Consider the following 25,002-nt stretch of genomic DNA (forward strand, 5'->3'; position numbering starts at 1 on the left):
GCTGATACAGCCTGTAAAATCTTTCTCATCAATCATAAAGGAGAGAAGAATGATGAATGCCCTTATCATACACGAAAATGGCTTTGGTTTCAGGCAGGCACCTGACAAAAGGCCGGGAAACGGCGAAGTAAAAATAAAGCTGAAAACAGCCGGATTAAACCATCGTGATTTGTTTTTAATGAAAAACCACGAAACCGGAAACCATGAATTTACTCTCGGTTCAGACGGCGCGGGAATCGTAACCGAAATAGGACACGGCGTCCGGTCTCATTTACTGCATGCAGAAGTCATCATCAACCCGGTGCTGAATTGGAAGACTGTTGAGGACGTACCGGCCGTCCCTGACATTTTAGGCGGTCCGAGCGACGGAACATTTTCACCTTATGTCATCGTTCCTGAGGAAAATGCCGTTTTAAAACCCGAACACCTGACTTGGGAGGAAGCGGGCGTGCTGCCGTTATCAGCATTAACCGCTTATCGCGCCTTATTTACAAAAGGACAATTAAAAAAAGGCGAACATCTTATCCTTCCGGGCATCGGAAGCGGCGTGGCAACTTACGCCTTATTAATGGCAAAAGCTATCGGAGCGACAGTCAGCGTCACCTCCCGCAGTGAAAACAAAAAACACACCGCACTGTCATACGGTGCAGACCGGGCGATTGACAGCTACGGTGACTGGAATGAGGCGCTGAATGGCGAAAAAGCAGATATCATACTTGACGGTGTAGGCCCCGCCTTGTTTCAACACTATCTTGACATTATGAAACCGAATGGCCGGATCGTAACATTCGGCGCCAGTTCAGGCGATCAGCTCGGATTTCCTATTCGCTCGCTGTTTTTTCCGCAGATTCATATTCTCGGTACATCAATGGGAAGCAATGAGGAATTTGCGGATATGCTGGAATTGGTAAACCGCTGCGGCATCCGTCCCATTATCGACCGCATGTACCCTCTCAGTGAAGCAGCTGCCGCTTTTAACAGAATGCGGGAAGGACGGCAGTTCGGCAATATCGGATTTCGTTTGGATGTCTAAAAAAGAGGAGCGGACGCGTCCGTTTCTTATTTGTTTATAAGCGTTTCCGCTTGAAATTCAATATGTTTTTCTTCATCAATTAAAATCTGCCCGCAAATCGACTGCAGACACACAGAGCCCGTCAGCAGCACCGTGATCAACTGCTCAAGGCTTGCAAATCGTCTCAGTCTGCGGAAGAAAACAATCTCTCCACTCTGTAAAACAAAATTCCGTATGTTATCTTCCACGTTACCCTTATATGACCAATAAAGGAAGAAGGAGGTTTCATTTCAATACGAAAAACCGGCTGATCCCAGCCGGTTTTATAAATAAACCCCTTTATTTACGGTAAAACAGTGCTCCCCATTAAATAACTGTCGACTTCGCGCGCTGCTTCCCGGCCTTCATTAATCGCCCATACAATCAGGCTTTGGCCCCTTCTTGCATCCCCTGCGGCGAAAACACCGTCAACATTCGTTTTATAATCCCCATATGCCGCCTGAATTTTATGATTTGCCGAATCGACACCGAACTGTTTCAATAATGGCTGTTCCGTCCCTTCAAAACCGATGGCGATGAACACCAGCTGAGCAGGCCAGACTTTTTCTGTTCCGGGCAGTTCATGAAATTCATACTTTCCGAATTCGTTTCTGACTTTTTCCATTTGAATGGTGTGAATCTCTTGTAAGCGGCCCTGCTTATCGGCCACCATTTTTGTCGTCTGAATTGAATATTCTCTCGGGTCTTTGCCGAACTTTGCCTGCGCTTCTTCATAGGCGTATTCAAGGGTAAAGACGTGCGGCTGTTCAGGCCACATATTGTCGTTCGTGCGCGTTTGAGGAAGTTTAGGATGTTTCCCGAACTGGTGCACGCTGCGCGCTTTTTGGCGCAGCGCGGTTGCCACGCAGTCAGCTCCTGTGTCTCCTCCGCCGATTACGATGACGTCTTTCCCTTTAGCGTCTATATATTGTTTGTCTTTAAAGTTGGAATCTAAATAGCTTTTCGTCGCCAGTGTTAAATAGTCCATCGCATAATGGACGCCTTTTGCTTCCCGGCCTTCAATCAGCAGATTGCGCTGCTTTTGGGCGCCTGTGCACAAAATGACGGCATCAAATTGATCTTTCAGCTCATCTGCCGTTATGTCAACGCCGATTTCGGTATTTGTTACAAAATCTATACCTTCCTGCGTCAAAAGTTTAATACGGCGTTCGACGACACTTTTCTCAAGCTTCATGCTCGGAATGCCGTACATCAGCAGGCCTCCCGCTCTGTCAGCACGCTCATAGACCGTTACGGAATGACCGGCTTGGTTCAGCTGATCAGCGCTTGCCAGACCTGCCGGGCCTGAACCGACGACAGCGACTTTTTTACCTGTGCGTTTCGCTGGAATTCTCGGCTGAATCCATCCATTTTCAAAACCTTTGTCAATGATCGTCCGCTCGATGTTTTTAATTGAAACAGCCGGATCTGAAATAGCCAGCGTACAAGATCCTTCACAAGGAGCGGGACAGACCCGCCCTGTGAATTCAGGAAAGTTATTCGTTTTCAGAAGGCGCTCCAAGGCTTCTTTCCAGCGCCCCCGATAGACGAGGTCATTCCACTCCGGTATCAGATTATAAATCGGGCAGCCGGACGTAAAACCGTTGATATCAGCGCCGATTTGGCAAAACGGTGTGCCGCAATCCATACACCGCGCCCCCTGCCGCTTTGACGCTTCACTTGAAAACGGAGCCGAATACTCTTTCCAATCCTTTAAGCGAGTGAGAGGGTCCCGCTCAGCCGGTTTTTCTCGTTTTTCTTCCATGAATCCAGTTGGTTTCCCCATGTTCCTCTCCCCTTTCTTACTGTACTACCGCTTGTTTTTGATCTTTGGCAGGCGTTTGGAGGACCTTTGTATTGGCTTCAAAAGCATACATAATTGCGTCTTCTTCTGATAAACCCGCCGCTTTTTGTTCTTCGATGCTGAGGAGCATTTGTTTATAGTTTTTCGGAATGACTTTGATAAAGGTTTCTGCGGCTTTTTCCCAATTGTCCAGGAGATCTGCGGCTTTTTTGCTGTTTGTCAGCGCCGCATGCCGTTTGACCATTTCTTGCACTTCTTTGATCTCCGCCTCATCCGTCAGCTTTTCAAATGAAATCATTTCCATGTTGCATTTGCGTTTAAATGCTTTGGCATCATCACTGAGGACGTATGCGATACCGCCTGACATTCCCGCCCCGAAGTTTTTGCCGACTTCGCCGAGGACGACAACCCGGCCGCCTGTCATGTATTCACAGCCGTGGTCTCCGATACCTTCTACAACGACATTGACTCCGCTGTTACGGACTGCAAAACGTTCACCGGCGCGCCCGTTAATGTACGCTTCCCCGCTTGTTGCTCCGTAAAATGCGACGTTCCCGATAATAACGTTATCGTGCGTTTCACAATTGAAGGCATCAGGCGCTTTCACGATGATTTTTCCGCCTGAAAGCCCTTTGCCTACGTAGTCATTTGAATCCCCGTTCAAATGAAGCGTCATCCCCTTAGGGACAAATGCTCCGAAACTCTGTCCGGCTGATCCGGTAAAATGAAGTCTGATCGTATCATCCGGCAGGCCTTCCGCTCCGTAGCGTTTAGAAATTTCACTTCCCGTCACGGTTCCGGCTACGCGATTTGTATTATTGATCTTGATTTCAGCTTCCGCTTCCTGACCGGCTTCAATTGCAGCCTGCACCGCCGGAAGAATAACCGTCATATCAAGCGACTCGTCGATTTTATGGTTTTGCGCCGTACGGAAAGTGCGTACGCCTTCAGGCTGGTACAGCAGTGTGGATAAATCAAGCTGGCCCGCTTTCCAATGCGCTTTCGCACGTTCACTGACATGAAGAACGTCCGTGCGTCCGATCATTTCATCAAGCGTCTTAAAGCCTAACTGCGCCATATATTCACGCACTTCTTCTGCGACAAACAGCATGTAATTTACGATATGGTCAGGATCGCCCATGAATTTTTTGCGAAGCTCCGGGTTTTGCGTCGCGACACCTACAGGACATGTATCTAAATGGCAGGCGCGCATCATGACGCAGCCGAGAACGACAAGCGGCGCTGTAGCAAAGCCGAATTCCTCCGCACCGAGCAAGGCGGCCATTACGACATCCCGGCCTGTCATCAGCTTACCGTCCGTTTCCAATACCACGCGATCCCGTAAACCGTTCAGCATCAGCGTTTGGTGAGCTTCTGCAAGACCAAGCTCCCACGGAAGACCCGTATGTTTAATACTTGTTTTCGGCGACGCGCCCGTTCCGCCATCGTAGCCGCTGATGACGATGACATCCGCAGTGCCTTTTGCCACACCGGCCGCAATCGTGCCGACGCCGGCTTTTGACACGAGCTTGACGCTGATTCGCGCGCTTCGATTAGCATTTTTCAAATCATGAATCAGCTGCGCCAAATCTTCAATTGAATAAATATCATGGTGAGGAGGCGGTGAGATCAGCCCTACACCTGGTGTAGAACCGCGGACATCCGCGACCCAAGGATATACCTTGTTGCCCGGAAGCTGACCGCCTTCTCCCGGCTTCGCCCCTTGCGCCATTTTGATCTGCAATTCATCCGCATTGACGAGATAATGGCTCTTTACGCCGAAACGGCCGGAAGCAATCTGTTTAATCGCACTTCTTCTGTCGTCGCCATTTTCATCCGGAACGAAACGTTTCGGGTCCTCGCCGCCTTCTCCGCTGTTGCTTTTTCCGCCAAGCCTGTTCATCGCTATCGCTAAAGCCTCATGGGCTTCCTTGCTTAATGAACCGAATGACATCGCTCCTGTTTTAAAACGTTTCACGATGGAAGCAGCTGATTCAACTTCCTCTAATTTTAAAGGCTTGCGGTCTTCTTTGAAGGCGAACAGATTGCGTAAAAATCCGATTCGTTCTTCATCCGCTGCATGAGAATACTGCTTAAACAGGCTGTAATCATTTTTGCGGCAGGCCCATTGCAGCGTATGGATGGTTTTCGGGTTGAAAGCGTGGTGCTCTCCTCCGTTCCGCCATTGGAATTCACTTCCCGGATCAAGGGTTTGGCTGTAATCATCCTTGTACGCCGCTTGATGGCGCTGTTTCGCTTCTTGCGCAATCGTCTCGATATCGATTCCGCCAAGCTGAGATGCAGTACCGGTAAAGTATTTGGCGATAACGTCTTCACCGATGCCGACCGCTTCAAAAATTTGGGCGCCCCTGTAACTTTGCACAGTTGAAATCCCCATTTTTGACATCACTTTCACGACGCCTTCTGTTACGCTCTTTCCGTATTTGCTGACAGCTTCTTCATACGGAATATCAAGCCGGCCTTCATCGATTTCCTGCTTATACGTAGCGTAAGTCAAATACGGATTGACAGCATCTGCACCATACCCGATGAGAGCCGCAAAGTGATGAACTTCACGCGCTTCCCCGGATTCAACGATAATGCTTGCTTTTGTTCGCAGGCCTTGACGGATCAGATGCTGATGCAGCGCACTGACGGCCAAAAGCGGCGGAATCGGCGTCAATTCCTTACTCATTGCCCTGTCAGATAAAATTAACAGAGATACGCCTTCCTTGATCGCTTTTTCCGCCTGCTGAAACAAATCCTTCAGGCCTTTTTCTAGGTCATCGGAAAACAGCGTGCGGATGTTCTGGCTCTTAATGTCAGGATGCACAAGTGTTTTCAGCGCATAAAACTGTTCGTTTGATAATACAGGAGTATACAATTTTATGCGGCGTGCATTTCTTTCACTCGGATGCAGCAGATCGCCTTCAGCTCCAAGCCAGGTCACCGTAGAGGTCACAAGCTGCTCGCGGATCGCATCAATCGGCGGGTTTGTGACTTGCGCGAACAGCTGTTTAAAGTAATGAAACAGTGATTGGGCGCGGTCGGATAAAACGGCGAGCGGCGAATCATTTCCCATAGAGCCGAGCGGGTCCTTGCCTTCTTTAATAACAGGAATTAAATACTTCTGAATATCTTCATACGTATAGCCAAACGCTTTTTGACGGACGAGAAGATCATCGAATTGTTCCTCTTCCCGGATTTCCGGGTCAGGATTCACTTGAACCAATTCTTCTTCAAGCCATTTTTGATAAGGGAATTCATTGGCAATTTCTGTTTTCACTTCTTCATCTGAAATAATCCGGCCTTCTTCTAAGTCAATGAGCAGCATTTTTCCGGGCTCCAGACGTTTTTTATGAAGAATGTTCTCCTGCTCTACTTCAATAACGCCGACCTCAGATGAGAAAATAATATGGTCATCTTTTGTCACATAGTAACGTGCCGGACGCAGGCCGTTACGGTCAAGGATGGCGCCGATCTGTTTTCCGTCCGTAAACGAAATGGCGGTCGGCCCGTCCCACGGCTCCATTAAAGAGCTGTGATATTCATAAAAAGCCCGTTTCGCTTTAGACATGTGAGTGTTTTCCGTCCATGGTTCCGGAATCAGCATCATTGCCGTATGTGCCGGTTTCCGCCCTGCCATCACGAAAAATTCAAACGCATTATCAAGAATGGATGAGTCACTGCCCTCAGCATTTAGAATCGGCAGCACTTTGTGAAGATCGTCTCCGAAGCTTTCTGAAACGAACTGCTGCTCCCTCGCTCTCATCCAATTGATATTGCCCCGGAGCGTATTGATTTCTCCGTTATGAATCAGATAGCGGTTCGGATGGGCACGTTCCCAAGTAGGAAAGGTATTTGTGCTGAACCTTGAATGCACAAGTGAGAATGCAGATACGAAGGTTTCATCCTGCAAATCCAAATAAAATGCGTCAACCTGCTCAGGCGTTAACAAACCTTTATAAACAATAGTCTGGCTTGACAGGCTTGCGAAGTAAAAATCAAGCTGTTCTTGAACGCCCCAATTTTCCGCCTGCTTCCGGATGACATACAGTTTGCGTTCAAAAGCAAGGCTGTCTTTCAAATCGTTTGCGGCGCCGATGAATACTTGACGCACATATGGGCAAGTGCCTTGTGCCACTGTTCCGATTTTTCCGACATTTACAGGGACGGTTCTCCAGCCGAGAACGATCTGTCCTTCCTGCTCAATGAATGCATTCACCTGTTTTTCGATCTTTTTTCTTTCCTCTTCATTTTGCGAGAAAAAGACCATTCCTACCCCGTAACGGCCTTTTTCCGGCAGTCTCATTTCTCCGCACTCTTTCTTAAAAAAAGCATCAGGGATCTGAACCATCAGGCCGGCGCCGTCACCCGTATTCGGATCACTGCCCTGTCCTCCTCTGTGATCCAGCTGGCAAAGCATCTTCAGTCCTTTTTTGACAATGTCATGTGAAGGTTTCCCTTTTAAATGGGCATATAAGCCGATTCCGCATGCATCGTGCTCAAATTCCGGACGGTAGAGACCTTGTGCTTTCGGCATTTGATTGTAAGTCATAATTCCTCTCCCCCGATCAGTTTCCGTTAATTATCGGTCATAAAATCTGACAACTTTAAATTAATTGTAAGTTTTCAAAACAATATAAACAATATATAATTTAGATCAAATACATCTCAAAATGAGATAGATAGGTGTGAACGCAATGGAATTACGCCAGCTTCGGTATTTTATGGAGGTAGCAGAACGGGAACATGTGTCAGAAGCGGCTGATCATCTGCATGTCGCACAATCCGCCATCAGCAGGCAGATTGCAAATCTTGAAGAAGAGCTGCAAGTCACTTTATTTGAACGGGAAGGCAGAAATATTAAATTAACGCCGATCGGCAAACAATTTTTAGAACATGTTAAAACGGCGATGAAAGCAATTGATTACGCGAAGGAACAAATCGATGAATATCTTGATCCGAATCGCGGAACCGTCAAAATAGGATTTCCGACGAGCCTTGCAAGCCAGCTTTTGCCGACGGTGATTTCGGCATTTAAAGAGGAATACCCGAACGTTGAGTTTTTGCTCCGCCAGGGGTCTTATAAGTTTTTAATCGAAGCGGTAAGAAACAGGGATATAGATGCGGCGCTGCTCGGCCCCGTTCCGACGGAATTCCCCGACATAACAGGCAATATCTTATTCACGGAAAAGATTTACGCGCTTGTTCCGCTGCACCATCCGCTTGCCAAACAGAAAAATATTCATTTAATTGATCTGCGCGGCGACCAATTTGTTTTATTTCCTGAAGGGTTTATTCTCCGTAACATGGCGATTGACGCTTGCAGACAGGCCGGCTTTGCGCCGCTTGTATCGACGGAAGGCGAGGATTTAGATGCCATTAAAGGATTAGTCTCCGCGGGGATGGGAGTTACTTTATTACCTGAAAGCACCTTTGCAGAAACCACACCCCGGTTCACGGTCAAAATTCCGATTGAATTTCCTCAAGTGAAGCGCACCGTAGGCATTATTAAACCAAAAGGAAGGGAACTGGCTCCGTCTGCAAATGATTTCTATCATTTTGTCATTCAATTTTTCTCCAAACTTGAACAATATCAATAAAAAACAAACCCGAGCTTCAAAACGAAGCCTCGGGCTTTTTCATATTTTTATAGATCTTTCTCAGCCGATCGGAATGGATAGTTCAACGTGGCAGACAAACGCTTCCGGATCAATGACTGATTGATCGGTCTGTTTGGGCGGCGTTTCTTTAAAAGTCTTCAGCTGGGCTGAGGAATAGTTGACGATGCCGAGTCCGAGCTCTTCTCCCTGCTGATCAAGCAGCCTGACAACCGCTCCGCTGCTGAATCTGCCCTTAATCTGCTCGATGTCCTGCGGTGACAGCTCCATATTTCCGTTCGCGACATCGCGGCTGCTTTCTTTTTCCATCACAATTTCGCCTTCGGGGCCGGAATTAAATGCAAGCCATTGTTCTTTGTGGTTTAACGGCAGGGTTCCTTCCGCTTCAAAATAAGTTCCTTCAGCCGCCTCATCTACCGCTTGAAGCAGAATGTCCGGAATGTTAGCCTGCCCGAGAAAGCCTTTAATACCGGAGGCCATCACAATTTTAAAAGCATCCAGTTTCGAACGCATTCCGCCGGTTCCCATTTCACTCCCGGCATCTCCCGCGCTTGCTTCTATTTCCGGAGTGATGTCACTTACATGTCTGATTCTTTTCGCTTTCGGGTTGCTGCGCGGATTATCATCATATAAACCGTCAATGTCTGATAAAATCACAAGCATGTCGGCATCAATTAAACCTGCCACCTTCGCTGCGAGTGTATCGTTATCTCCGAATTTCAGCCGGTTGACTGTGACCGTGTCATTTTCATTAATAATCGGAATAATGCCCCGTTCCAAAAGGACGTTCATCGTATTGCGCACATTATGGTAGCGGTATTCATCGGAAAAGTCGCTTCTTGTAATTAAAATTTGTGATGCGACATAACCGTGCGCTAAAAACAGCTTTGAATAAGCCTCCATTAATAATCCCTGCCCGATGGAAGCAGAAGCCTGTTTTTCAGGGAGGCTTTCCGGTTTCTGAATAAATCCGAGCTTCCGATAACCTGCCGCCACTGCGCCGGAAGATACTAAAATCACTTCATAGCCGCTGTCTTTCAGCTGTGCGATTTGATCCACCAATGCTTCCAGCTTTCTTCTGCTGATTTCCCCGTGCAGGCTCGTCAGTGAGCTGCTGCCGATTTTCACCGCGACTCTTTTGATCTTCGTCCGAGACGTCACTGTATCACTCCTGTTTTTTAACGATTATAGTGCTGCCGTTTTTTCAATTGTTTTGCTGATCTCAATAGAACGTTCGGTCGCGTGTTTAATGGCTTTGGCAATGGCTTCTCCGCCGCCTTCTGACCTGAGCGCATCGAGGCCGGCTTCCGTCGTGCCGTTTGGAGAGGTGATGTTTTCCCGAAGCACATCCGGTTTTTCACCCGTTTCCATCAGCATTTTAGCGGCGCCCAATAACGTTTGCGCGCCGATTTTGCGGGACAGCCGTTTGTCTAAGCCGGCTTCTTCACCTGCTTTTTCAATAAACTCCATTAAATAATAAAAGTACGCCGGTCCGCTGCCTGCGATGCCGGTGAAAATGTCCATCTGATCTTCCTTGATCACGTACACTTCCCCGAGGCATTCCAAAAGGGATACCGCGGTTTTTGCTGAACTGTAAGAGACATGGTCTCCGAAAGCCGCAGCTGTTGCCGATTCGCCGATCATGCTGGATGTGTTCGGCATGACTCTTACAACCGGCTGATTATCATGTAATGATTGTTGTATAAATGAGGTTGTTATGCCTGCCAGAACAGACAGGATGATTTGATGAGGTTGAATACGCCGTTTCAGCGCAGCCAGAGCGATTTCAGCATCCTTCGGCTTCATGGCTAAAATAAAGACATCAATATCTTCGGTTTTCATGCTGTCAAAAGCAATGCCCTGAATTCCGTATTGATGTTCCAATTCAGCGAGTCGCTCTGTATTGCGGCGGTTTGTCACGCAGATGTTTTGGTTGGGAATTTTTTTTGCGCGGACCATGCCTGATATCATTCCTTCAGCCATTGATCCTGCTCCGATAAAAGCAACTTTCTTTTGATCTAAGATCGGTAACATCTCCCTTGTTCGTATTTTGTTCGTATTTTTCACACGTTTTTTATGTTACCACTTCAGGAGTTGATGTCAAGTTTGAGGGTATTATTGATATGTATTGTTCCGAGCCTGCTATTATGTATAATGAATCACAGAATCACCTTTTGAGCCCGGGAGGCCGGGTGCGTTCCGGCCGGATTTAAAAATTATCTGAAATGGCTTTTTCTATCAGCTTTTTGCAGCGGTCAAGCTCTGTCTTCAGCTGTTTTTTGTAAAGCTTCGCAGCTTCATAGTCTTTAAATTGATAGAGAACGACTTCCTGGAGTTTGGCTCCCTCTTTTTTCACTTTTACTTGCTTTAAAATCCCGTCATCCAATAGTTCGTGAAGTGAACGGTACACCTCGGTATGATTCGGCTTAAAACCGATGGGTTTAAATTCCGAACGCAGCACCTCGAGAAGCTTCAGTCCGTAAAGCCGTTCCTGCTCTGTCATTGTAATCATGTAAAGCTTTAAAAAAGCTCTTTGTTTCACTAAAAAACCGGTTGAACTTCTTTTTTCTTCTTTCAATATGTGCACACCCTTCCTTCTAACAAATTATTCCATGTACTAAATATTCTCTTTCTATCCCGTTTTCCCTTTTATTGTTCGGACAGTTTGGTTTGTATTGATTTGTTTTTTAGAGGCGGGGAAAAATAATTTTAATGAACATTTGGTACATAGTTTATTTAGTTTAATTATAGCTGATATCGGTTTCTTTTTCACTCTTTTTTCTGCAAAAACGGATCTTTATGCCCATTTATTCGGGTTGCGGAAACAAAAAAAGACCCGTCACGAAGACAGGTCCCCTTTTGTTTAAGGATTAGTTGACCACAAACCGGCAGTTTTGATGAAAATGCGCGGATGTAATTTCAATTGAGCAACCATGTATTCTGCAAGATCCTCAGGCTGCATGACTTTTTCCGGATTGCCGTCTGTCAGATTTAATTCAATAGACATGTCGCTGGCAACCGTGCTCGGAGTCATTGCGCTGACACGGATATTGTGTTTTCTGACTTCCTGCATGAGAGATTCAGTCAGACCGAGAACGGCAAATTTAGAAGCGCTGTACGCACTTGTCGCCGCGGCGCCTCTTTGGCCCGCCGTAGAAGAAATATTAATGATATCTCCTGATTTTCTCTCAATCATTTCAGGTAGAACGGCGCGTGTCACGTGGTATACACCCATTACATTCACTTGAATGATGTCTTCCCACTCTTCAGGCGTAAGATCCAAAAATCCGCCGAATTTGCTGATTCCGGCATTGTTAATCAAGATGTCAATCTCACCGAGTTCTTCTTTAATAGAGGAGACGGCTTGCTCTACCTCTTTTTGGTTTTTTACATCGGCAGCAGCGAATGATGCCTTTACACCAAGGGCTTTCACTTCTTCCGCAACCTTTTCGACATTTGCTTCTGTACGGCCGATTAAACCGATATTGACTCCTTCTTTGGCTAAAGCGATAGCGGCGGCGCGGCCGATTCCTCTGCCCGCACCCGTGATAAGAGCCGTTTTGTTTTGTAAGCTTTCCACGTCTTTCACCCTTTCTGAATGTCCTTATGTACGATTTCACATTATAAGCAGAAAAAAAACAATTAGCAAATAAAATGATTCAACACGATCCGTAAAGGGTATCAACTGAAAAAAAGGAGTGAAAAGCAGATGATCATCATTTTGTATATCAGTGCTGCCGTTGCGGCTGCCGCATTCATTTATGCAGCCGTATCCGCCGTCCATTTTAAAAGAAACACAGCGCCTGATATAAAGAAGATTAACGCCGCGACAGCGTCCATGCAGACGTCCGTTGATGAAATCAAAACAGAAACCGATCTGTTATCGCAAAAGCAGAAAGAGCTGAAAGAAGATTTTCTCACTAAAAAAACAGCCGTGCAAACGACGGCGGCCGAAGTTAAAGGAACGCCTCATGTCCTGAAGATGCTCTGGAACGCCGGTAAAAGTGATGTATGAGCCTGCATGTCATCCGACTTTTTTGATGACACTAAGAGAAACCGGCGGATTCAAGGAGGCATAACATGATTTGCGATCGTGAGCGGCTTGCGCATTTTTTGCAGCAGCTTAAAGCACTATCTTCTTCGGGAGGGTTTACAAAATCGGATTTGCTGACTCCGGCTTTCCATTTAGCTAAGGACGGAGATCTGGATTTGTATTATTCGCCTCATAATGAATATATTAACCCTTATGCAGTCGTTGCCATTTCCGGAATCACACCCGGTTTTTTTCAAATGCAGCTGGCTTACAAAAAAGCGGCACAGCTTTTAAAAGATGGCGAAACTTTTGAAACGATAGCCTATGAAACAAAAAAAGCGGCCGGACTTTCCGGTTCAATGAGGCAGAACATCATCGAAATGCTTAATGAATGCGGTCTGCCGGCCGCGCTTCACGTTGAGGATTCATCCCGGTTATTTGATTCAAAACGGGAGCTTCTTCATACAACGTCCGTTATCAAACACCCTGTTTTTTATAAACAGAAAAACTATACGGGACATCGGCCGGCAATCAGCAGGTCAGCTCTTCTCAGCCGTTACGCGCTGACATGTTTTCCGGATGAAATAAAAATGATGAAAAAGGACATTCTGCTTATCCCTCTCGGCAAAGCAGCAGAATCAGCCTGCCGCATGCTGAAGAAGAACGGCAGAATGGGTCATGCGGTCATTCTGGAAGGCTTCCCGCATCCGTCCGGAGCAAACGGACATCGTTTCAAACAATTTCACGAAAACAAACAATCGTTACGTGAACAAATTCAGCGCTTTGCCGGGTTTCTTCAGCAGCTGTAAAAAAACGCCCCGAATTTTCGGGGCGCTGCTGTTAAGAAGCGTATTCAGGCAATGCTTTATTGTGTTTTGCCGTTTTCTCTTCAGGTATTTTGATTTGATTGGTCAAGATTGCACTTACGAAATAGAGCGCTGCGAAAATCCATACAACGCCTTGTGCGCCGACAAGTCCGATGAACGCCCAGGCAAGCGCAGGGCCGACAAATGCCGACAGGCCCGCAGCCAGATTTAACACAGACATGGCAGCACCTTTATCGCTGCCGGCCGCCGTCGGCACGATAGCCCCGATCGGAACGAACCCGGCGAGGAGCCCTCCCCATATAAAACCGACAATGCTGACGAAAAGCAAGTTCCCATGTGATACAACAGGAGCATAATATAATAAAAGAGTAAAAATGCCGCAGCCCACTCCCCCGAACCACATGACAGTCTTTTTCCAGCCGAAGGCATCGCCGACTGCGCCGAAGATTAAGTTAAAGACGATATTTCCGAGAAAGATCGTTCCCCAAATTTGAAGCCATACATTTGTAGAAATGCCGTGCTGCGCCATATGCATCGGAAGAAATACCGGAAATCCGTATGTACCGATGCTGTTAATGATCCGAATGATCCCCCCAGAGAGCACGCGCGGATTTTCAGCAAGGATGGTGATTCCCTTCATTAATTCCTGCGCCTTTTCCAGCTTATCTGCCTTTTTCTTTTCAAAGCGGTCCCTATTTAAAATCAAAGCAAAAAACGCGCCGAGGCAGACCCAAAAAATTGAACTCCACAGTGTATTCAAATAGCCGAAGGATTTGATGGCCCAGCTTGAATACCAAGCACCGAATACAAACATCCCGCAGCAATATGCAATCCAGAACCAGCCGACCGCCGTACTGAGCCTGTTTTTCGGCGACCGGTAAATCACCCATGTCAAAAAAGAATAGGCAAACAGCGGATAACCCAGCCCTTTAATAAAATACGTGACATACATCACCGGCAAATTAAGATTTTCAAATCCGTATGCGATAAATGCGGCTGTTCCGATAACGTAAAACAACAGCCCCATAAACATCGTCCGCTTTGCGCCGAAGGCTTCGAGGCAGACCCCTGAAAACCAAGACGCCACAGCGAGAGAAATACCGTAAACTGTAAACAAGGATGCTGATTGCTGTACCGTCAAGCCGTTTTCAACTAAAAACGGGCTGAGCCATCCTTGTTCAAGGCCGTCCCCCATCATAAACAGCACGACTCCCAAAAATCCCCATGCGAGCTGTTTTGGAATTCCTATTTTATTAAGCATTTTTGTTCCTCCTCAGCAATCTTTCATGTTGTCATCTCATCCCCAAGTCAGGCTTTCACCGCCGGCTGAAAATGAGTAAATAATTTTTGCGTATGTTTCCATTCTTCATATAGGAAGAGATCCGTCTGATCCGCTTCCGGCTCAATTACCTTTGTGCGGCTCGAAAGCTCTGCTTTCACACCGAGAGCTTCGTTGCAAATCATCGCCGCTCCCATTGCGGATGCCTGGCTGAACCCCTCTCTCTTATAGATTTTCTTTTGGAGAAGGTTAGCAAGAAACTGCGTCAAAGCATCACTTTGGAAACCGCCGCCGCACACCTTCACATCATCTTGTGAAAAGGAAGCCACCTCTGTTAACGCCTCATAGTTCCATTTGATTGAAAAAGCGATTTCCAGCAGTGCGGCTTTGACAAAATGGGCTCTGCTTAAGTTTTGGGACAGCGGAGCGTCAAAAATAAATCCGCCTTTTGCCAGTGCGTTTTTCTCAGGCGATAAATAGGAGCCTAACGCAGAAATACAAGCATGATCATGTTTCGGCAGACTTGCGATTTCCCGTTCCATAACGCCGTAGGATTCATTCGGATAAAAAATGGATTTTAATTTTTGATAATTGAGTCCTGTTACACCCGGATTCGTTTCAAGAAGCCATTGACCTTCTTCTGTATGGCAATTCAGCCATGCATTCTCTAAACTTTCGGTTCCGGTCTCCGCTGTTATCTTTGTAATCGGCGTCGTCGTGCCGGATACGATGACGATATCTCCCGGCTTTGCATCTGCACTTTTGATGGCAAGCTGTGTGTCTCCCCCGCCTGCAATCACAGGCACTCTTTCAGAAAGGCCGAGAACCGCCGCTTTCTTAAACGTTAACATTCCGACAACCGTCCCAGATCGGACGAGTGAAGGAAGAATGGCAGAAGGCACACCGAAGATGTTGCATAATTTCTCTGACCACGCCTTTTTCCTTACGTCAAACAGCAGTGTTTCAGCAGCCTGTGACGGTTCATAGCTTAAAATACCGCTCAGCTCAAATGTCACCCAGTCACTGATGCTTGTGATGTACTTCACTTCTTTCCATAAAGACGGCTGTCTAGCTTTTAATCCGACAAGTTTCATGGCGGAAAATAAAGCGCTCGGAAGACGTCCGGTTTGCTGATGCACTTCTTCTATTGCCTCAATCCCGTCTTCCCATTCACGCCCTCTGTTATCAATGTTGGGCAGACCGAGAAATGCCTTTTTACCTTTATTGATCAGAACAATTCCCTGCCTCTGGCTTGTGGAGGTGATTCCGATTAATGTAATATGTGGGCTTTTGGCAATAACCTTCCTTGCCATAGCGCTGATTTGCGTCCATAATCTTTCCGGTGAGAAATATCGTCCGTCCGGATAAAGCGGATCCGTCACATATTCAATGTCTTCCCTTTCAAGCGCGGTCACTTCGCCGCCGGCAGTCACGACCGCGACTCGCGCATTCCCCGTCCCGATGTCAAATACAAGGTAGCCTTTTTGTTCAGCCATTACAGCCTCCTCCTTCCGTTTCAAGTTCTCTTTTGTTATAAAGTTCACGTATTGAGCAGGTTTGATCTTGTTTCCATTTGAAAAGCGCTTCATTTAAAATCTTCACATGATGATCTTCCACTTCAAATGTTGCGCCCGCTAAATGGGGAGTCGCTAATACATTAGGCAAAGAGATCAATTCATAATCAGAAGATTCTGGCGGTTCGTGATAAAACACGTCAAGGATCGCTCCCTTAATCCGCCGTTCTTTCAGCACCCGCAGCAGCTCTTCCCTGTCTGTAACCACCGCTCTTGACGTATTGACAAAAACAGCTTCCTGTTTCATCAATTGAAAGTGCCGGGCGCCGATAAGGCCGATGGTTTCTTCTGTACGCGGCAAGTGAACGGAAACAATATCACTTTCAGAAAATACCCGTTCAATCGTCGTTTTTTCATACTCCCGGTTTTCATGACGGACAAATGGATCATAGTAAAGCACCTTGCAGTCAAAAGCGGCCAATAGCCGGGCGATTCTCTGTCCGACGGCTCCGAAACCGATAAGGCCGACTGTTTTCCCCGTCAGCTCATTTCCTCTGAATTTGACGTAAGCCTGCAAATAATCACCATTCCACTTCCCGTCTTTCAGCCACTGATGGGAAGAATACGTATGACGCAAAAATGAAATCACATTTCCGATAAACATTTCAGCAACAGCCTGGGCATTGCGGGCCGGTGTAAAGAAAACGGGGATTTTTCTTTTAGTCGCCGCCGCAATATTCACGTTAGACGGCATTCCTCTGCAGACACCGATAAAAGCGGAATCAGGCAATATGTCAATAACACGCTCAGACACCTCATCAAGTTCAGTGATAAGCCCCGACGCGTTTGTCTCTTGAATCATTCGGATCAATTCATCTTCCCGATAGGCCCGGCCGTGCTTCTTCCACGGCCGGTGCACAGTCCGGCCGAACAGCTCAGTCAGCTCCTTCAGCCCCTCGTCGTGATATGGTGCGGTAATTAAAACCGTCATGGTGCAAAACATCCTTTTCACATAAATTTTTTCATAAAAAAATCTCTTTCCCCAAAGAAGGAAAGAGATTCATATACCGTCTTTATGCGCTTGAAGCGCACAAATATGTATAGATCATTCTTTCCTATCTTTCAAGCATAAGCTTGCTGGAATTGGCACAATAAATGTTGCCGAGGTTTCGTAGGGCCAGTCCCTCCACCTCTCTGGATAGAAAATAAAATGATGAAATTGTCAGGCTGTTTAAAAGAATAAACTCATCATAGAAAAGTCTTTCCGTGATGTCAACACTTTTTTTTCTGAATTGACGTTCGATTTTGAAATGTTATAATGCTTACAATATAAACAAAGAGGAGAAATGGGCTATGAATTCTGCTGCAAAACAGCCGAACGGGGTCTTTAAGTCGGTATGCTCACTAGACTGTCCCGATCAATGCGGCTTGCTTGTGACAAAAAAAGACGGAAAAATCGTTAACATTCAGGGAGACCCCGATCACCCGGTCACATCAGGGAATATTTGCAACAAAGTCAGACACATGGCTGAGCGTATTTATGATGAGAAACGCATAACCGTTCCGTTAAAACGGATCGGTAAAAAAGGTGAAGCCGCGTTTACGCCTATTTCCTGGGAGGAAGCGATCAATACGATCAGTGCGCGCTGGAAAGAGCTTATTGCCGAAGAAGGAGCGGAAAGCATTCTTCCGTACAGCTTTTACGGCAATATGGGAAAACTGGCGGCAGAGGGAATGGACCGCCGTTTTTTCCATCGTCTCGGAGCGAGTCATCTCGAACGGACGATCTGCAGCAAAGCCGGATCTGAAGGCTATAACTATACAATGGGTGAAGGAGCGGGTACTGATCCGGAAGAGACCATACATGCAAAGCTCTTTATTTTTTGGGGAATCAATGCCGTCAGCACGAATATGCACCAAGTCATGATTGCCCAAAAAGCCCGGAAAAAAGGGGCTAAAATTGTCGTTATCGATGTACATAAGAACCAAACCGGCCGGCTTGCCGATTGGTTTATTCCCATTCGCCCCGGCACAGATGCCGCACTCGCCCTCGGTATCATGCATGTCTTATTCGACGAAAACCTTCACGATGAAGCATTTCTCACAGAATACACCGAAGGCAGTGACGAATTAAAAGCGCATGTCAAACACTATGATCCGGAAACAGTTTCTGCTATTACAGGCGTTAAAGCCGACGATATCAGACGCCTTGCGAGAATGTACGGGGAAACCTCCCCTTCCCTTATCAGGATCGGAAACGGCATTCAGCACCATGACAATGGCGGAATGATCGTCCGCACCGTTGCCTGCCTTCCGGCTGTTACAGGACAGTGGCTCAACACCGGAGGAGGCGCAATCAAGCACAACAGCGCGGTATTAAACTATAACAGACAAGCGCTCCAGCGGCCTGATCTGCTTTACGGCAGGAAGCCACGATCATTTAATATGAACAGGCTCGGAAGCGTTCTTTTAGAAACAAAACCGCCCGTGCGCTCCCTGTTTATTTACGGTACGAATCCCGCAGTGGTTGCGCCGGAAGCGAATAAAGTCAGAAAAGGCCTGCTGCGGGAGGATTTATTTACAGTCGTTCACGATCTGTTTTTAACGGAAACCGCCAAATATGCGGATATCGTGCTCCCTGCTGCATCCGCTTTTGAAAACACGGATTTTTACACGTCTTACTGGCATCATTTTATTCAGCTGCAAAAACCGGTGATCGAACCCTACGGGGACAGCAAATCGAATACGGAAGTGTTCCGTTTGCTTGCCGGAGCAATGGGATTTACCGAGCAGGAGCTTCAGGATTCCGATGAAGAATTGATCAGACAGGCGCTGGACTTTCCCGACAATCCGTATATCGAGGATATTGATTACGAAGCGCTCTCACGCCATTCCTTCATGAAAGCCAAACGGAAAAAACCGCTTTTTCCGGGACAGCTCAAGACACCGAGCGGAAAAATTGAATTATATTCGGAAAAGATGAAACAGGACGGTTATCCCGCGCTGCCGACACATATCCCTCTTGAGAGCGATGGTGATTTTCCGCTTTTATTTGTCCCGGGACCGAATCATAATTTTTTAAATTCAACATTTTCGAATAATGAAAAACACGTAAAATTAGAAAAAGCGCCAAAGCTTTTTATTCATACAGAGGATGCTGTACGCCGGAACATAGAAGACGGGGAAACCGTTAGAGTTTGGAATCACCGCGGCGAGTGTGAATTAACAGCTTCGGTCGGCGAACAGGTGCTTCCCGGCGTTGCAGTCAGCCAAGGTCTTTGGGCCGATATGGATGATAAAAAACAGCTCGTCAATTCGCTCACGCCCGATCGGCTGGCGGATATGGGAGGAGGCGCTGTTTTCTTCTCCGGAAAGGTGCAGGTGGAAAAGCTCAGCAATTAAAACCGTCCGCAATAAACGCCGAGCGGTTTTGATGAAGGCTGAATCCTTTCGGCCGGCTTCACCGTATAAAAAGTGATAACGTTTATTGGAGGTTTGCTGTATGGATATCATTACCGGCATCGGAATCGCTTTAGCCGGATATTTCATCGGAGACGGATTGAAAAATTTTAAATCACCTGATCCTCATGAACACACTGACCACATTCTCATTAAAGAAAAAGATTTACACTTCTATATTGGTATTATTTCGGAGTTACCAAGGAAGAAGCGAAACAAATCGTGCCCGACACCTCCGACATTCCGCATATCACGAGAAACGGAAAGCGGTATGTACAGAAAACTGCATTAAGAGAATGGCTGACTTCCATGCTGGAAAAAGAATAACAGCTGCCATGAAAAGCGGGAAGAGTTTGTCTCTTCCCGTTTATTAAGATTCGCCGCCCTGCCTCTCTTCAACCCCAAACATACGACAGATATCATTCTTACGTAACGAAACATCCCCTTCTTTAGATTTCAAATAAAACCCTTTCTTATATAACCGTATGACTTCCTCATATGTAAGCTCATGACGAAGGAGCGCCATTAAACGCCCGTCTTTTTCATCTTGTTTATTGAACCATTCATACTGTTCTGACCAGTTCACTTTCTGCATGTCAAACACCTTCTCACTTTGTATTAATGCCTTTTCGCATTCTTTTACTTATTACCCCTTCTGTAAACACTCCGACTGCCTGTGATATTTTTGAAACAGCCGTAACCCCTCCCATTAGTCACCATGTTGACTTGTTTCCCGTTTCGTTGTATATTATAATTGTCAACATGGTGACAATTAAGATAGGAGATACCTTATGGATATTAATTTATTAATGAAGGAACTGCATGTTATGCAACAAAGTTACGCATCATTATTTTCGGTTGTCAATAAAGTGCAGGCTCGGGGGGACGAATACTTAGAGTTGTTGACTTCCCGACAGCACATGACTCTTATTGCTATTGCCCATTTACCGACGGAAGATACCACACTTATGAATATCGCTAAAAAGCTGGGCACAACAAAACAAACCGCTAACAAATTAATTTCAAGCCTCGCGAAAAAAGGATATGTTCACACTGTGCCAAGCAAACTGGATAAACGTGCAATCAATATTGAGATTACCGCTGAAGGAAAAAAAGCGTTAATTTCCTGTTCAGAAAAATCCACCTATTTTTTAGCGGATATGTTTCATGACTTTACAACTGATGAAATTGAAACATTCTGGAGGCTATTGCAAAAACTTTATCGTTTTGATGGTGAAGAACAGGATGGTTTTGAAGAAAAAGCACATTTGAAAGTTGAAGATCAGGCACAATTCATCTCAGATGACTATGAAGAAAAAATCATGGCTGAATTTTCAAAACGGCGATATGGGAGTGCAGACGATGAATAATATGCTTTATCGAAAAGTAAAAGAAACAGAGGATAAGATGAAGGAAAAATGCTATGAGCTGAAAGATAAAATTGATCAATTTATTTCTCATGCCAAATATAAAATTCATTACAAACGTAAACTGGACCGAGCCGGCAATTATATATCAATTGCCATTGGACTCTTTATCCTAACTGCCTCATGGCTGACCGCAACACAATGGCTGCTTTGGATAGGCGCGGCGAGTATTTTGAGTAATGCCTGTTTGCTCATTATAAAGCCTGTTAAAAATTGAAAATCTGAAAAAAGCTCTCTAAAAGAGAGCTTTTTTTATTAATCGTCCCAGTCTTCATCTTCTTCCCAGTCATCTTTCGCTTCCTGAATCTTATTATAAAAAAATTCGATAAAGCTTTCTGCAGCGATATCTTGATAGCCAATTATCCTATCCCATTCCACTACAGGGCATTCTCCGTCTTTCATTTTATTCGTATCTAGACAGTAAGCAAAGAAATCAACATCTTCTATGACAACAAGACCATCAGCAAGTCCATAATGTTGTTTATATTCTTTAGTTTTATCTGCAACTGACGCATGATCGAAGTTATAGCCTAAAACTAAAACCCCGAATAAACCACCAGCACCGTATTTTTCTAAGAACCATTTATAGCTAATAGGAAGTTCGCATTGGAGGGTTTCTTCAATGCGAGTTATGTTTTCTAGGCTTGCACCCTCTGTGAATATAGCATTTTGCTTGTTTTCATTAATAAAGGTTTCAACCTTTGAATAAATCATTTAATTTAAACACCTCAATTCTCATTCTCAAATTGTTTCGCTCTCCACTTCCAATATCTCTTTCGAAAGCTTTCATATTGTGCTTTTAAAACTCTATCATTTCTAAAACTTTCACCATCAGTCTTAAGCTTATGAATAACATCACTATATTTTGTATGTAAACTGTTTGGGATTTCAAGCATTGGGCCAGGTTCTTCTTGAATCAAGTGATGTAAATTAATCTGTGTGCCATCTTTTGCATAAGGAGCATTACCGTTTTTCATAAGCTGAAGATTTGTTACCCCAAATTCTGTTTTTTGGTTCATATCAATATCTTTCATAGTATACACTCTGCGGCTTATGTCTTTAACTTTTCCCTTTGCTTTTACCTTGCCCTTAACCTTAAAGGCACCATACTTTTCTTTATTTAACCAAGGAAGGTTTATTTCTTGACCAGTAAACGGCTTTCTCGTTCCATCCGGGATTTTCTTTGCATTGGTCAAAAGTTCATTTTTAAGGTTTTGGCTGTCAACCACATTGTATGGTACGTCACCCGACAGAGCAAGATCATATTTAGAGTTATAAGGAAGCAGTTCTGGAAGTTTAACGTCTTTAATTTTCTTCCCTGCCTGTCCTGCCTTGTTTATGACCTTCCCCGCCGCATCAGCTTTGTTAACGGCTCCTGCGCCTTTCGTTCCGACGACAGCAACAGCCACTGAACCGACCGCATATGTCACCCATCTTGATCTGGAATACGCATCTCCATTTACCATATCTTTTTGATACGATTCCTCGATTGCTGCCGAAACAGCATCATATGTTTTAACAGGATGAAGTACTGCATTCCCCAGTGCTGACAAGGTTTCTCCCGGATCGGTTATGAAGTCCCATAAACCGGTTACCGTGTCTTTCCCGACATCATATAGACCGACGCCGGCTCCTTTTAAAATATCCCAAGTCACTTCTCCGGCTTCTTCCAGCTGTTTTGCTTGTTCAAGCTGAATGACATATTGCTGCTGGGAAGGTTCAAGGTTTTCATAGCCGATCTTCTTCGCAATTTCCAAATATTCATCCGGATCGGTCACACCGTCAGCGAGCTTTTTCTTCAGATCCTTGATTTCCCGCTCTTTTGCTTCTTCCTTCTTAAACGTTAAATATGTGTCTGAGTGTCTTGCAATCTCGCCTTTTTTCTTATGTATGTCACTTTCCCTGTATGCCTTGACGTTATAATGAAGCGGAGTGGCGTTTTTTCCTTTGCCCGTAGCGTTTTGGAGCTGTTGAAAATCTGCCTGAATGAACTGTTCGTTCGCTTCTGTTTCTGCGTATTCTTTCGTTAGATCGTGATCGAGCTTTCCGAGCCTATTTACGGTATCGTCCCGTTTTTTGTCTGCTGATTCCAGATTTTGATCGACATCTTCTGTCGAGAAAACATCAAGATGAATGATATCGCTGATTTCATTTATGATGTCCTTGAGTTCATTGCGCTGCTCCTGCATGATGGCTTGTGATTGATTCTTCGCATGGATCAGCTCGTGTTCTAAAAAGGACTCTTCCACAAACGAATCGCCCAATCCGGCATCAGCTACTTTTCCTGAAATACTGTTAAGAAACGCAATCTTCATATCGATTAGATCAAGCCAGCTGTCTGTGACACCGGCGTGATCTTGAAAGAATGCTTTGATGTTGTCTGCGCCTTTGCCTGAAAACTCACTGTCGTCTAAGTCAGCCATTCCCTGAAACGCTTTTCTGAGATTGATAAATTGTTCTCTAATCTGATCGTATTGTTTTGCCCGCTTTTCTGCGGCTGAAATGAACGAGGCTGCTTCAAATACTTTCATTTACGGCTCCTTTCTGCTTCTTTCTGTCTAAATTTTACCATAGGATATAAGATTAGATGAATCTCTTGCATTTGTCGAACTGCTTTATTCAAGATCATAAAATTTCAAAGAAAACCTTACACGACGGAATCGGGGATCGGCAAAACAAGCCAGATATAACATATATTAAAAAATCTCTTGCATTTCCACACCCGCCATGCTATATTGATATAGCGATGAGCTGAATTGTGTAAGCCGATGCACATGCCCTTGCGGCACACACGAATGTGGCGTGTGGTGTATCGCCTCAATACGCAAAAGACGTTTGCTTCTGCAAACGTCTTTTTTTATTATCCGATTTTCGTTCCGTTCGGTACTGTCTGCTCTGGCGTAAGCAGGACAACGTCTCCTTTTTCCGGGATGCCGCCGAGAACGAGAACTTCTGACTTAAATCCGGCGATCCGCCGCGGCGGAAAGTTGACAATAGCGGTAACCTGTCTGCCCGTCAGATCACCCGGTTCGTACCGTTTTGTAATCTGGGCGCTTGATTGTTTCATGCCGATCTCTTCGCCGAAATCTATTGTCATCTTAATGGCCGGCACCTTTGCTTCCGGGAATACTTCCGCTTTTACGACCGTTCCTATTCTAAGATCAAGCTTGATAAAATCTTCGATGACTGCCATATCAAAAACTCCTTTTTTACAATCATGATACCAAAAAAAGAAGCAGTTTATTTAACCGATTTTCAGGATTATTTATCAGATTGAAAGGTGTTTCGGAAGACGCGCGGCGTTATTCCCTTATGTCTGACAAACCATCTGGTAAAGGAAGACAAATTTTGAAAGCCGACCTCCTGACTGATGTCTGTCAGCCGGCATTTTGTTTCAATAAGCATTTGTTCCGCTTTCTTCATACGGAGCTCAGCAATATAAGCTTGCGGGCTTTTCCCCGTCTGCTTTTTAAACCAGTCGGAATAATACGCCGGGTGGTAATGTTCCATTGCGGCAAGCTCTTTAATTGTAAAAGTCTTTGAGAGATTTCGGCGGATATACGCAATTGAATCATTTGTACGGTTTTCTTGTATCTTTTCAGCAATATATTCTGCAAGCAGACTCAATGAATGAGCCGACTGCTGCTTTGTCTCTTCTGTCAGCAGAAACCGAATCGATGTCCAAAAAGGATCAAGCTTATTCAGAACGCCGGGGTCTAATGAACCTTTGAAAAAATTTGCCGGTATGTCGAGAACGAGACATTCATTTCGCTCCAAAGAACGGAACCGATGTTCATGCCCGGGCGGAATATACAACATTTGATCAGGTTTTAATCTGATTTTACGTCTTTCTGTCTCCAAGTCAGCTGTCCTTCGAGCGGAAAGAGCATTTGGCAGTATGTGTGTGCATGAGAATCAAAAATATGTGAATAGGTGCGCCGCTCACAAATGATATGTTGTAATGAATCCATTTGTCCCTCCTTT

The 25,002-nt window shown here is 45.5% G+C and carries 21 protein-coding genes, 2 pseudogenes and 1 riboswitch; of the genes and pseudogenes, 8 read left to right on the forward strand and 15 right to left on the reverse strand.

Features of this window, described 5'->3' with window-relative positions; genetic code table 11:
- Window positions 1–52: 52 nt before the first annotated feature.
- Complete coding sequence (locus NYE36_RS10835) at window positions 53–1,033, forward strand: zinc-binding dehydrogenase (protein ID WP_069007405.1); 981 nt, start codon at window positions 53–55, stop codon at window positions 1,031–1,033.
- A 26-nt stretch (window positions 1,034–1,059) separates the two neighbouring features.
- On the opposite strand, the gene NYE36_RS10840 is transcribed toward NYE36_RS10835, so the two are convergent.
- The 3 genes from NYE36_RS10840 to gltB all read right to left on the reverse strand — a co-directional run bounded on the left by NYE36_RS10840 (window position 1,060) and on the right by gltB (window position 7,413).
- Window positions 1,060–1,260 (reverse strand): hypothetical protein, encoded by a 201-nt coding sequence (locus tag NYE36_RS10840; protein ID WP_043021799.1) that lies wholly within the window; start codon window positions 1,258–1,260, stop codon window positions 1,060–1,062.
- Window positions 1,261–1,355: 95 nt separating this feature from the next.
- Window positions 1,356–2,837: a glutamate synthase small subunit gene (gene gltD, locus NYE36_RS10845; RefSeq protein WP_076425192.1), complete on the reverse strand. Its 1,482-nt coding sequence runs from the start codon at window positions 2,835–2,837 to the stop codon at window positions 1,356–1,358.
- Between the two features lie 16 nt (window positions 2,838–2,853).
- A complete protein-coding gene (gltB, locus tag NYE36_RS10850; protein WP_094032314.1) occupies window positions 2,854–7,413 on the reverse strand; it encodes a glutamate synthase large subunit in 4,560 nt (1,519 codons plus the stop codon).
- A 145-nt stretch (window positions 7,414–7,558) separates the two neighbouring features.
- On the opposite strand from gltB, the gene NYE36_RS10855 reads away from it, so the two are divergent.
- Window positions 7,559–8,461 (forward strand): LysR family transcriptional regulator, encoded by a 903-nt coding sequence (locus NYE36_RS10855; RefSeq protein ID WP_007611897.1) that lies wholly within the window; start codon window positions 7,559–7,561, stop codon window positions 8,459–8,461.
- 60 nt (window positions 8,462–8,521) lie between these two features.
- Here NYE36_RS10855 and proB read toward each other — a convergent pair whose 3' ends face one another.
- The 4 genes from proB to NYE36_RS10875 form a co-directional block, all read right to left on the reverse strand.
- The gene (gene proB / locus NYE36_RS10860; protein ID WP_007611899.1) at window positions 8,522–9,640 is read right to left on the reverse strand and encodes a glutamate 5-kinase; all 1,119 of its coding nucleotides are present in this window, start codon (window positions 9,638–9,640) and stop codon (window positions 8,522–8,524) included.
- 24 nt (window positions 9,641–9,664) lie between these two features.
- Complete coding sequence (gene proC, locus NYE36_RS10865) at window positions 9,665–10,513, reverse strand: pyrroline-5-carboxylate reductase (RefSeq protein ID WP_094032313.1); 849 nt, start codon at window positions 10,511–10,513, stop codon at window positions 9,665–9,667.
- Between the two features lie 175 nt (window positions 10,514–10,688).
- On the reverse strand, window positions 10,689–11,057 hold the full coding sequence (rtp, locus tag NYE36_RS10870) for a replication termination protein (RefSeq protein WP_003153833.1): 369 nt from the start codon (window positions 11,055–11,057) through the stop codon (window positions 10,689–10,691).
- 285 nt (window positions 11,058–11,342) lie between these two features.
- The gene (locus tag NYE36_RS10875) at window positions 11,343–12,059 is read right to left on the reverse strand and encodes a 3-ketoacyl-ACP reductase (protein ID WP_007407344.1); all 717 of its coding nucleotides are present in this window, start codon (window positions 12,057–12,059) and stop codon (window positions 11,343–11,345) included.
- Window positions 12,060–12,188: 129 nt separating this feature from the next.
- Between NYE36_RS10875 and NYE36_RS10880 the strand changes: the two genes are divergently transcribed.
- A complete protein-coding gene (locus tag NYE36_RS10880; RefSeq protein ID WP_265451311.1) occupies window positions 12,189–12,494 on the forward strand; it encodes a DUF948 domain-containing protein in 306 nt (101 codons plus the stop codon).
- Window positions 12,495–12,559: 65 nt separating this feature from the next.
- Complete coding sequence (locus NYE36_RS10885) at window positions 12,560–13,321, forward strand: hypothetical protein (RefSeq protein ID WP_144464397.1); 762 nt, start codon at window positions 12,560–12,562, stop codon at window positions 13,319–13,321.
- 31 nt (window positions 13,322–13,352) lie between these two features.
- Here NYE36_RS10885 and NYE36_RS10890 read toward each other — a convergent pair whose 3' ends face one another.
- From NYE36_RS10890 to NYE36_RS10900, 3 genes are read right to left on the reverse strand one after another with little or no spacing between them, the layout of a single operon-like run.
- On the reverse strand, window positions 13,353–14,600 hold the full coding sequence (locus NYE36_RS10890) for an RbtT/DalT/CsbX family MFS transporter (protein WP_020955920.1): 1,248 nt from the start codon (window positions 14,598–14,600) through the stop codon (window positions 13,353–13,355).
- A 47-nt stretch (window positions 14,601–14,647) separates the two neighbouring features.
- Window positions 14,648–16,114, reverse strand: a complete 1,467-nt coding sequence (locus NYE36_RS10895) for an FGGY-family carbohydrate kinase (RefSeq protein WP_144464399.1) — start codon at window positions 16,112–16,114, stop codon at window positions 14,648–14,650.
- The gene (locus tag NYE36_RS10900) at window positions 16,107–17,123 is read right to left on the reverse strand and encodes a 2-hydroxyacid dehydrogenase (protein ID WP_042635260.1); all 1,017 of its coding nucleotides are present in this window, start codon (window positions 17,121–17,123) and stop codon (window positions 16,107–16,109) included. Before NYE36_RS10900 ends, NYE36_RS10895 begins: the two co-directional genes overlap by 8 nt.
- A gap of 121 nt (window positions 17,124–17,244) precedes the next feature.
- A riboswitch (SAM riboswitch) is annotated at window positions 17,245–17,337 on the reverse strand.
- Between the two features lie 148 nt (window positions 17,338–17,485).
- On the opposite strand from NYE36_RS10900, the gene NYE36_RS10905 reads away from it, so the two are divergent.
- Window positions 17,486–19,534, forward strand: a complete 2,049-nt coding sequence (locus NYE36_RS10905; RefSeq protein WP_265451310.1) for a molybdopterin oxidoreductase family protein — start codon at window positions 17,486–17,488, stop codon at window positions 19,532–19,534.
- A gap of 100 nt (window positions 19,535–19,634) precedes the next feature.
- Window positions 19,635–19,918 (forward strand): annotated as a pseudogene (locus NYE36_RS10910) (hypothetical protein).
- Between the two features lie 43 nt (window positions 19,919–19,961).
- On the opposite strand, the gene NYE36_RS10915 reads toward NYE36_RS10910, so the two are convergent.
- Window positions 19,962–20,186 carry a hypothetical protein gene (locus NYE36_RS10915; protein ID WP_015417608.1) on the reverse strand — a complete coding sequence of 75 codons (225 nt, stop codon included), beginning with the start codon at window positions 20,184–20,186 and terminating at the stop codon, window positions 19,962–19,964.
- 196 nt (window positions 20,187–20,382) lie between these two features.
- On the opposite strand from NYE36_RS10915, the gene NYE36_RS10920 reads away from it, so the two are divergent.
- Both NYE36_RS10920 and NYE36_RS10925 read left to right on the forward strand, forming a co-directional pair.
- Window positions 20,383–20,961 (forward strand): MarR family transcriptional regulator, encoded by a 579-nt coding sequence (locus NYE36_RS10920; RefSeq protein WP_061860624.1) that lies wholly within the window; start codon window positions 20,383–20,385, stop codon window positions 20,959–20,961.
- Window positions 20,954–21,235: a hypothetical protein gene (locus NYE36_RS10925; protein ID WP_061860625.1), complete on the forward strand. Its 282-nt coding sequence runs from the start codon at window positions 20,954–20,956 to the stop codon at window positions 21,233–21,235. Before NYE36_RS10920 ends, NYE36_RS10925 begins: the two co-directional genes overlap by 8 nt.
- A gap of 38 nt (window positions 21,236–21,273) precedes the next feature.
- On the opposite strand, the gene NYE36_RS10930 is transcribed toward NYE36_RS10925, so the two are convergent.
- From NYE36_RS10930 to NYE36_RS10945, 4 genes and pseudogenes are all read right to left on the reverse strand, one after another.
- Window positions 21,274–21,732 (reverse strand): SMI1/KNR4 family protein, encoded by a 459-nt coding sequence (locus tag NYE36_RS10930; protein WP_015417611.1) that lies wholly within the window; start codon window positions 21,730–21,732, stop codon window positions 21,274–21,276.
- Between the two features lie 14 nt (window positions 21,733–21,746).
- A complete protein-coding gene (locus NYE36_RS10935; RefSeq protein ID WP_241457492.1) occupies window positions 21,747–23,549 on the reverse strand; it encodes a T7SS effector LXG polymorphic toxin in 1,803 nt (600 codons plus the stop codon).
- 329 nt (window positions 23,550–23,878) lie between these two features.
- A complete protein-coding gene (csaA, locus tag NYE36_RS10940; protein ID WP_007611940.1) occupies window positions 23,879–24,211 on the reverse strand; it encodes a chaperone CsaA in 333 nt (110 codons plus the stop codon).
- A 68-nt stretch (window positions 24,212–24,279) separates the two neighbouring features.
- Window positions 24,280–24,989 (reverse strand): annotated as a pseudogene (locus NYE36_RS10945) (helix-turn-helix domain-containing protein).
- Window positions 24,990–25,002: the final 13 nt, after the last annotated feature.

Source organism: Bacillus sp. FSL R5-0593, from assembly GCF_038603755.1.
In the GTDB taxonomy this organism is placed as follows: domain Bacteria; phylum Bacillota; class Bacilli; order Bacillales; family Bacillaceae; genus Bacillus; species Bacillus velezensis.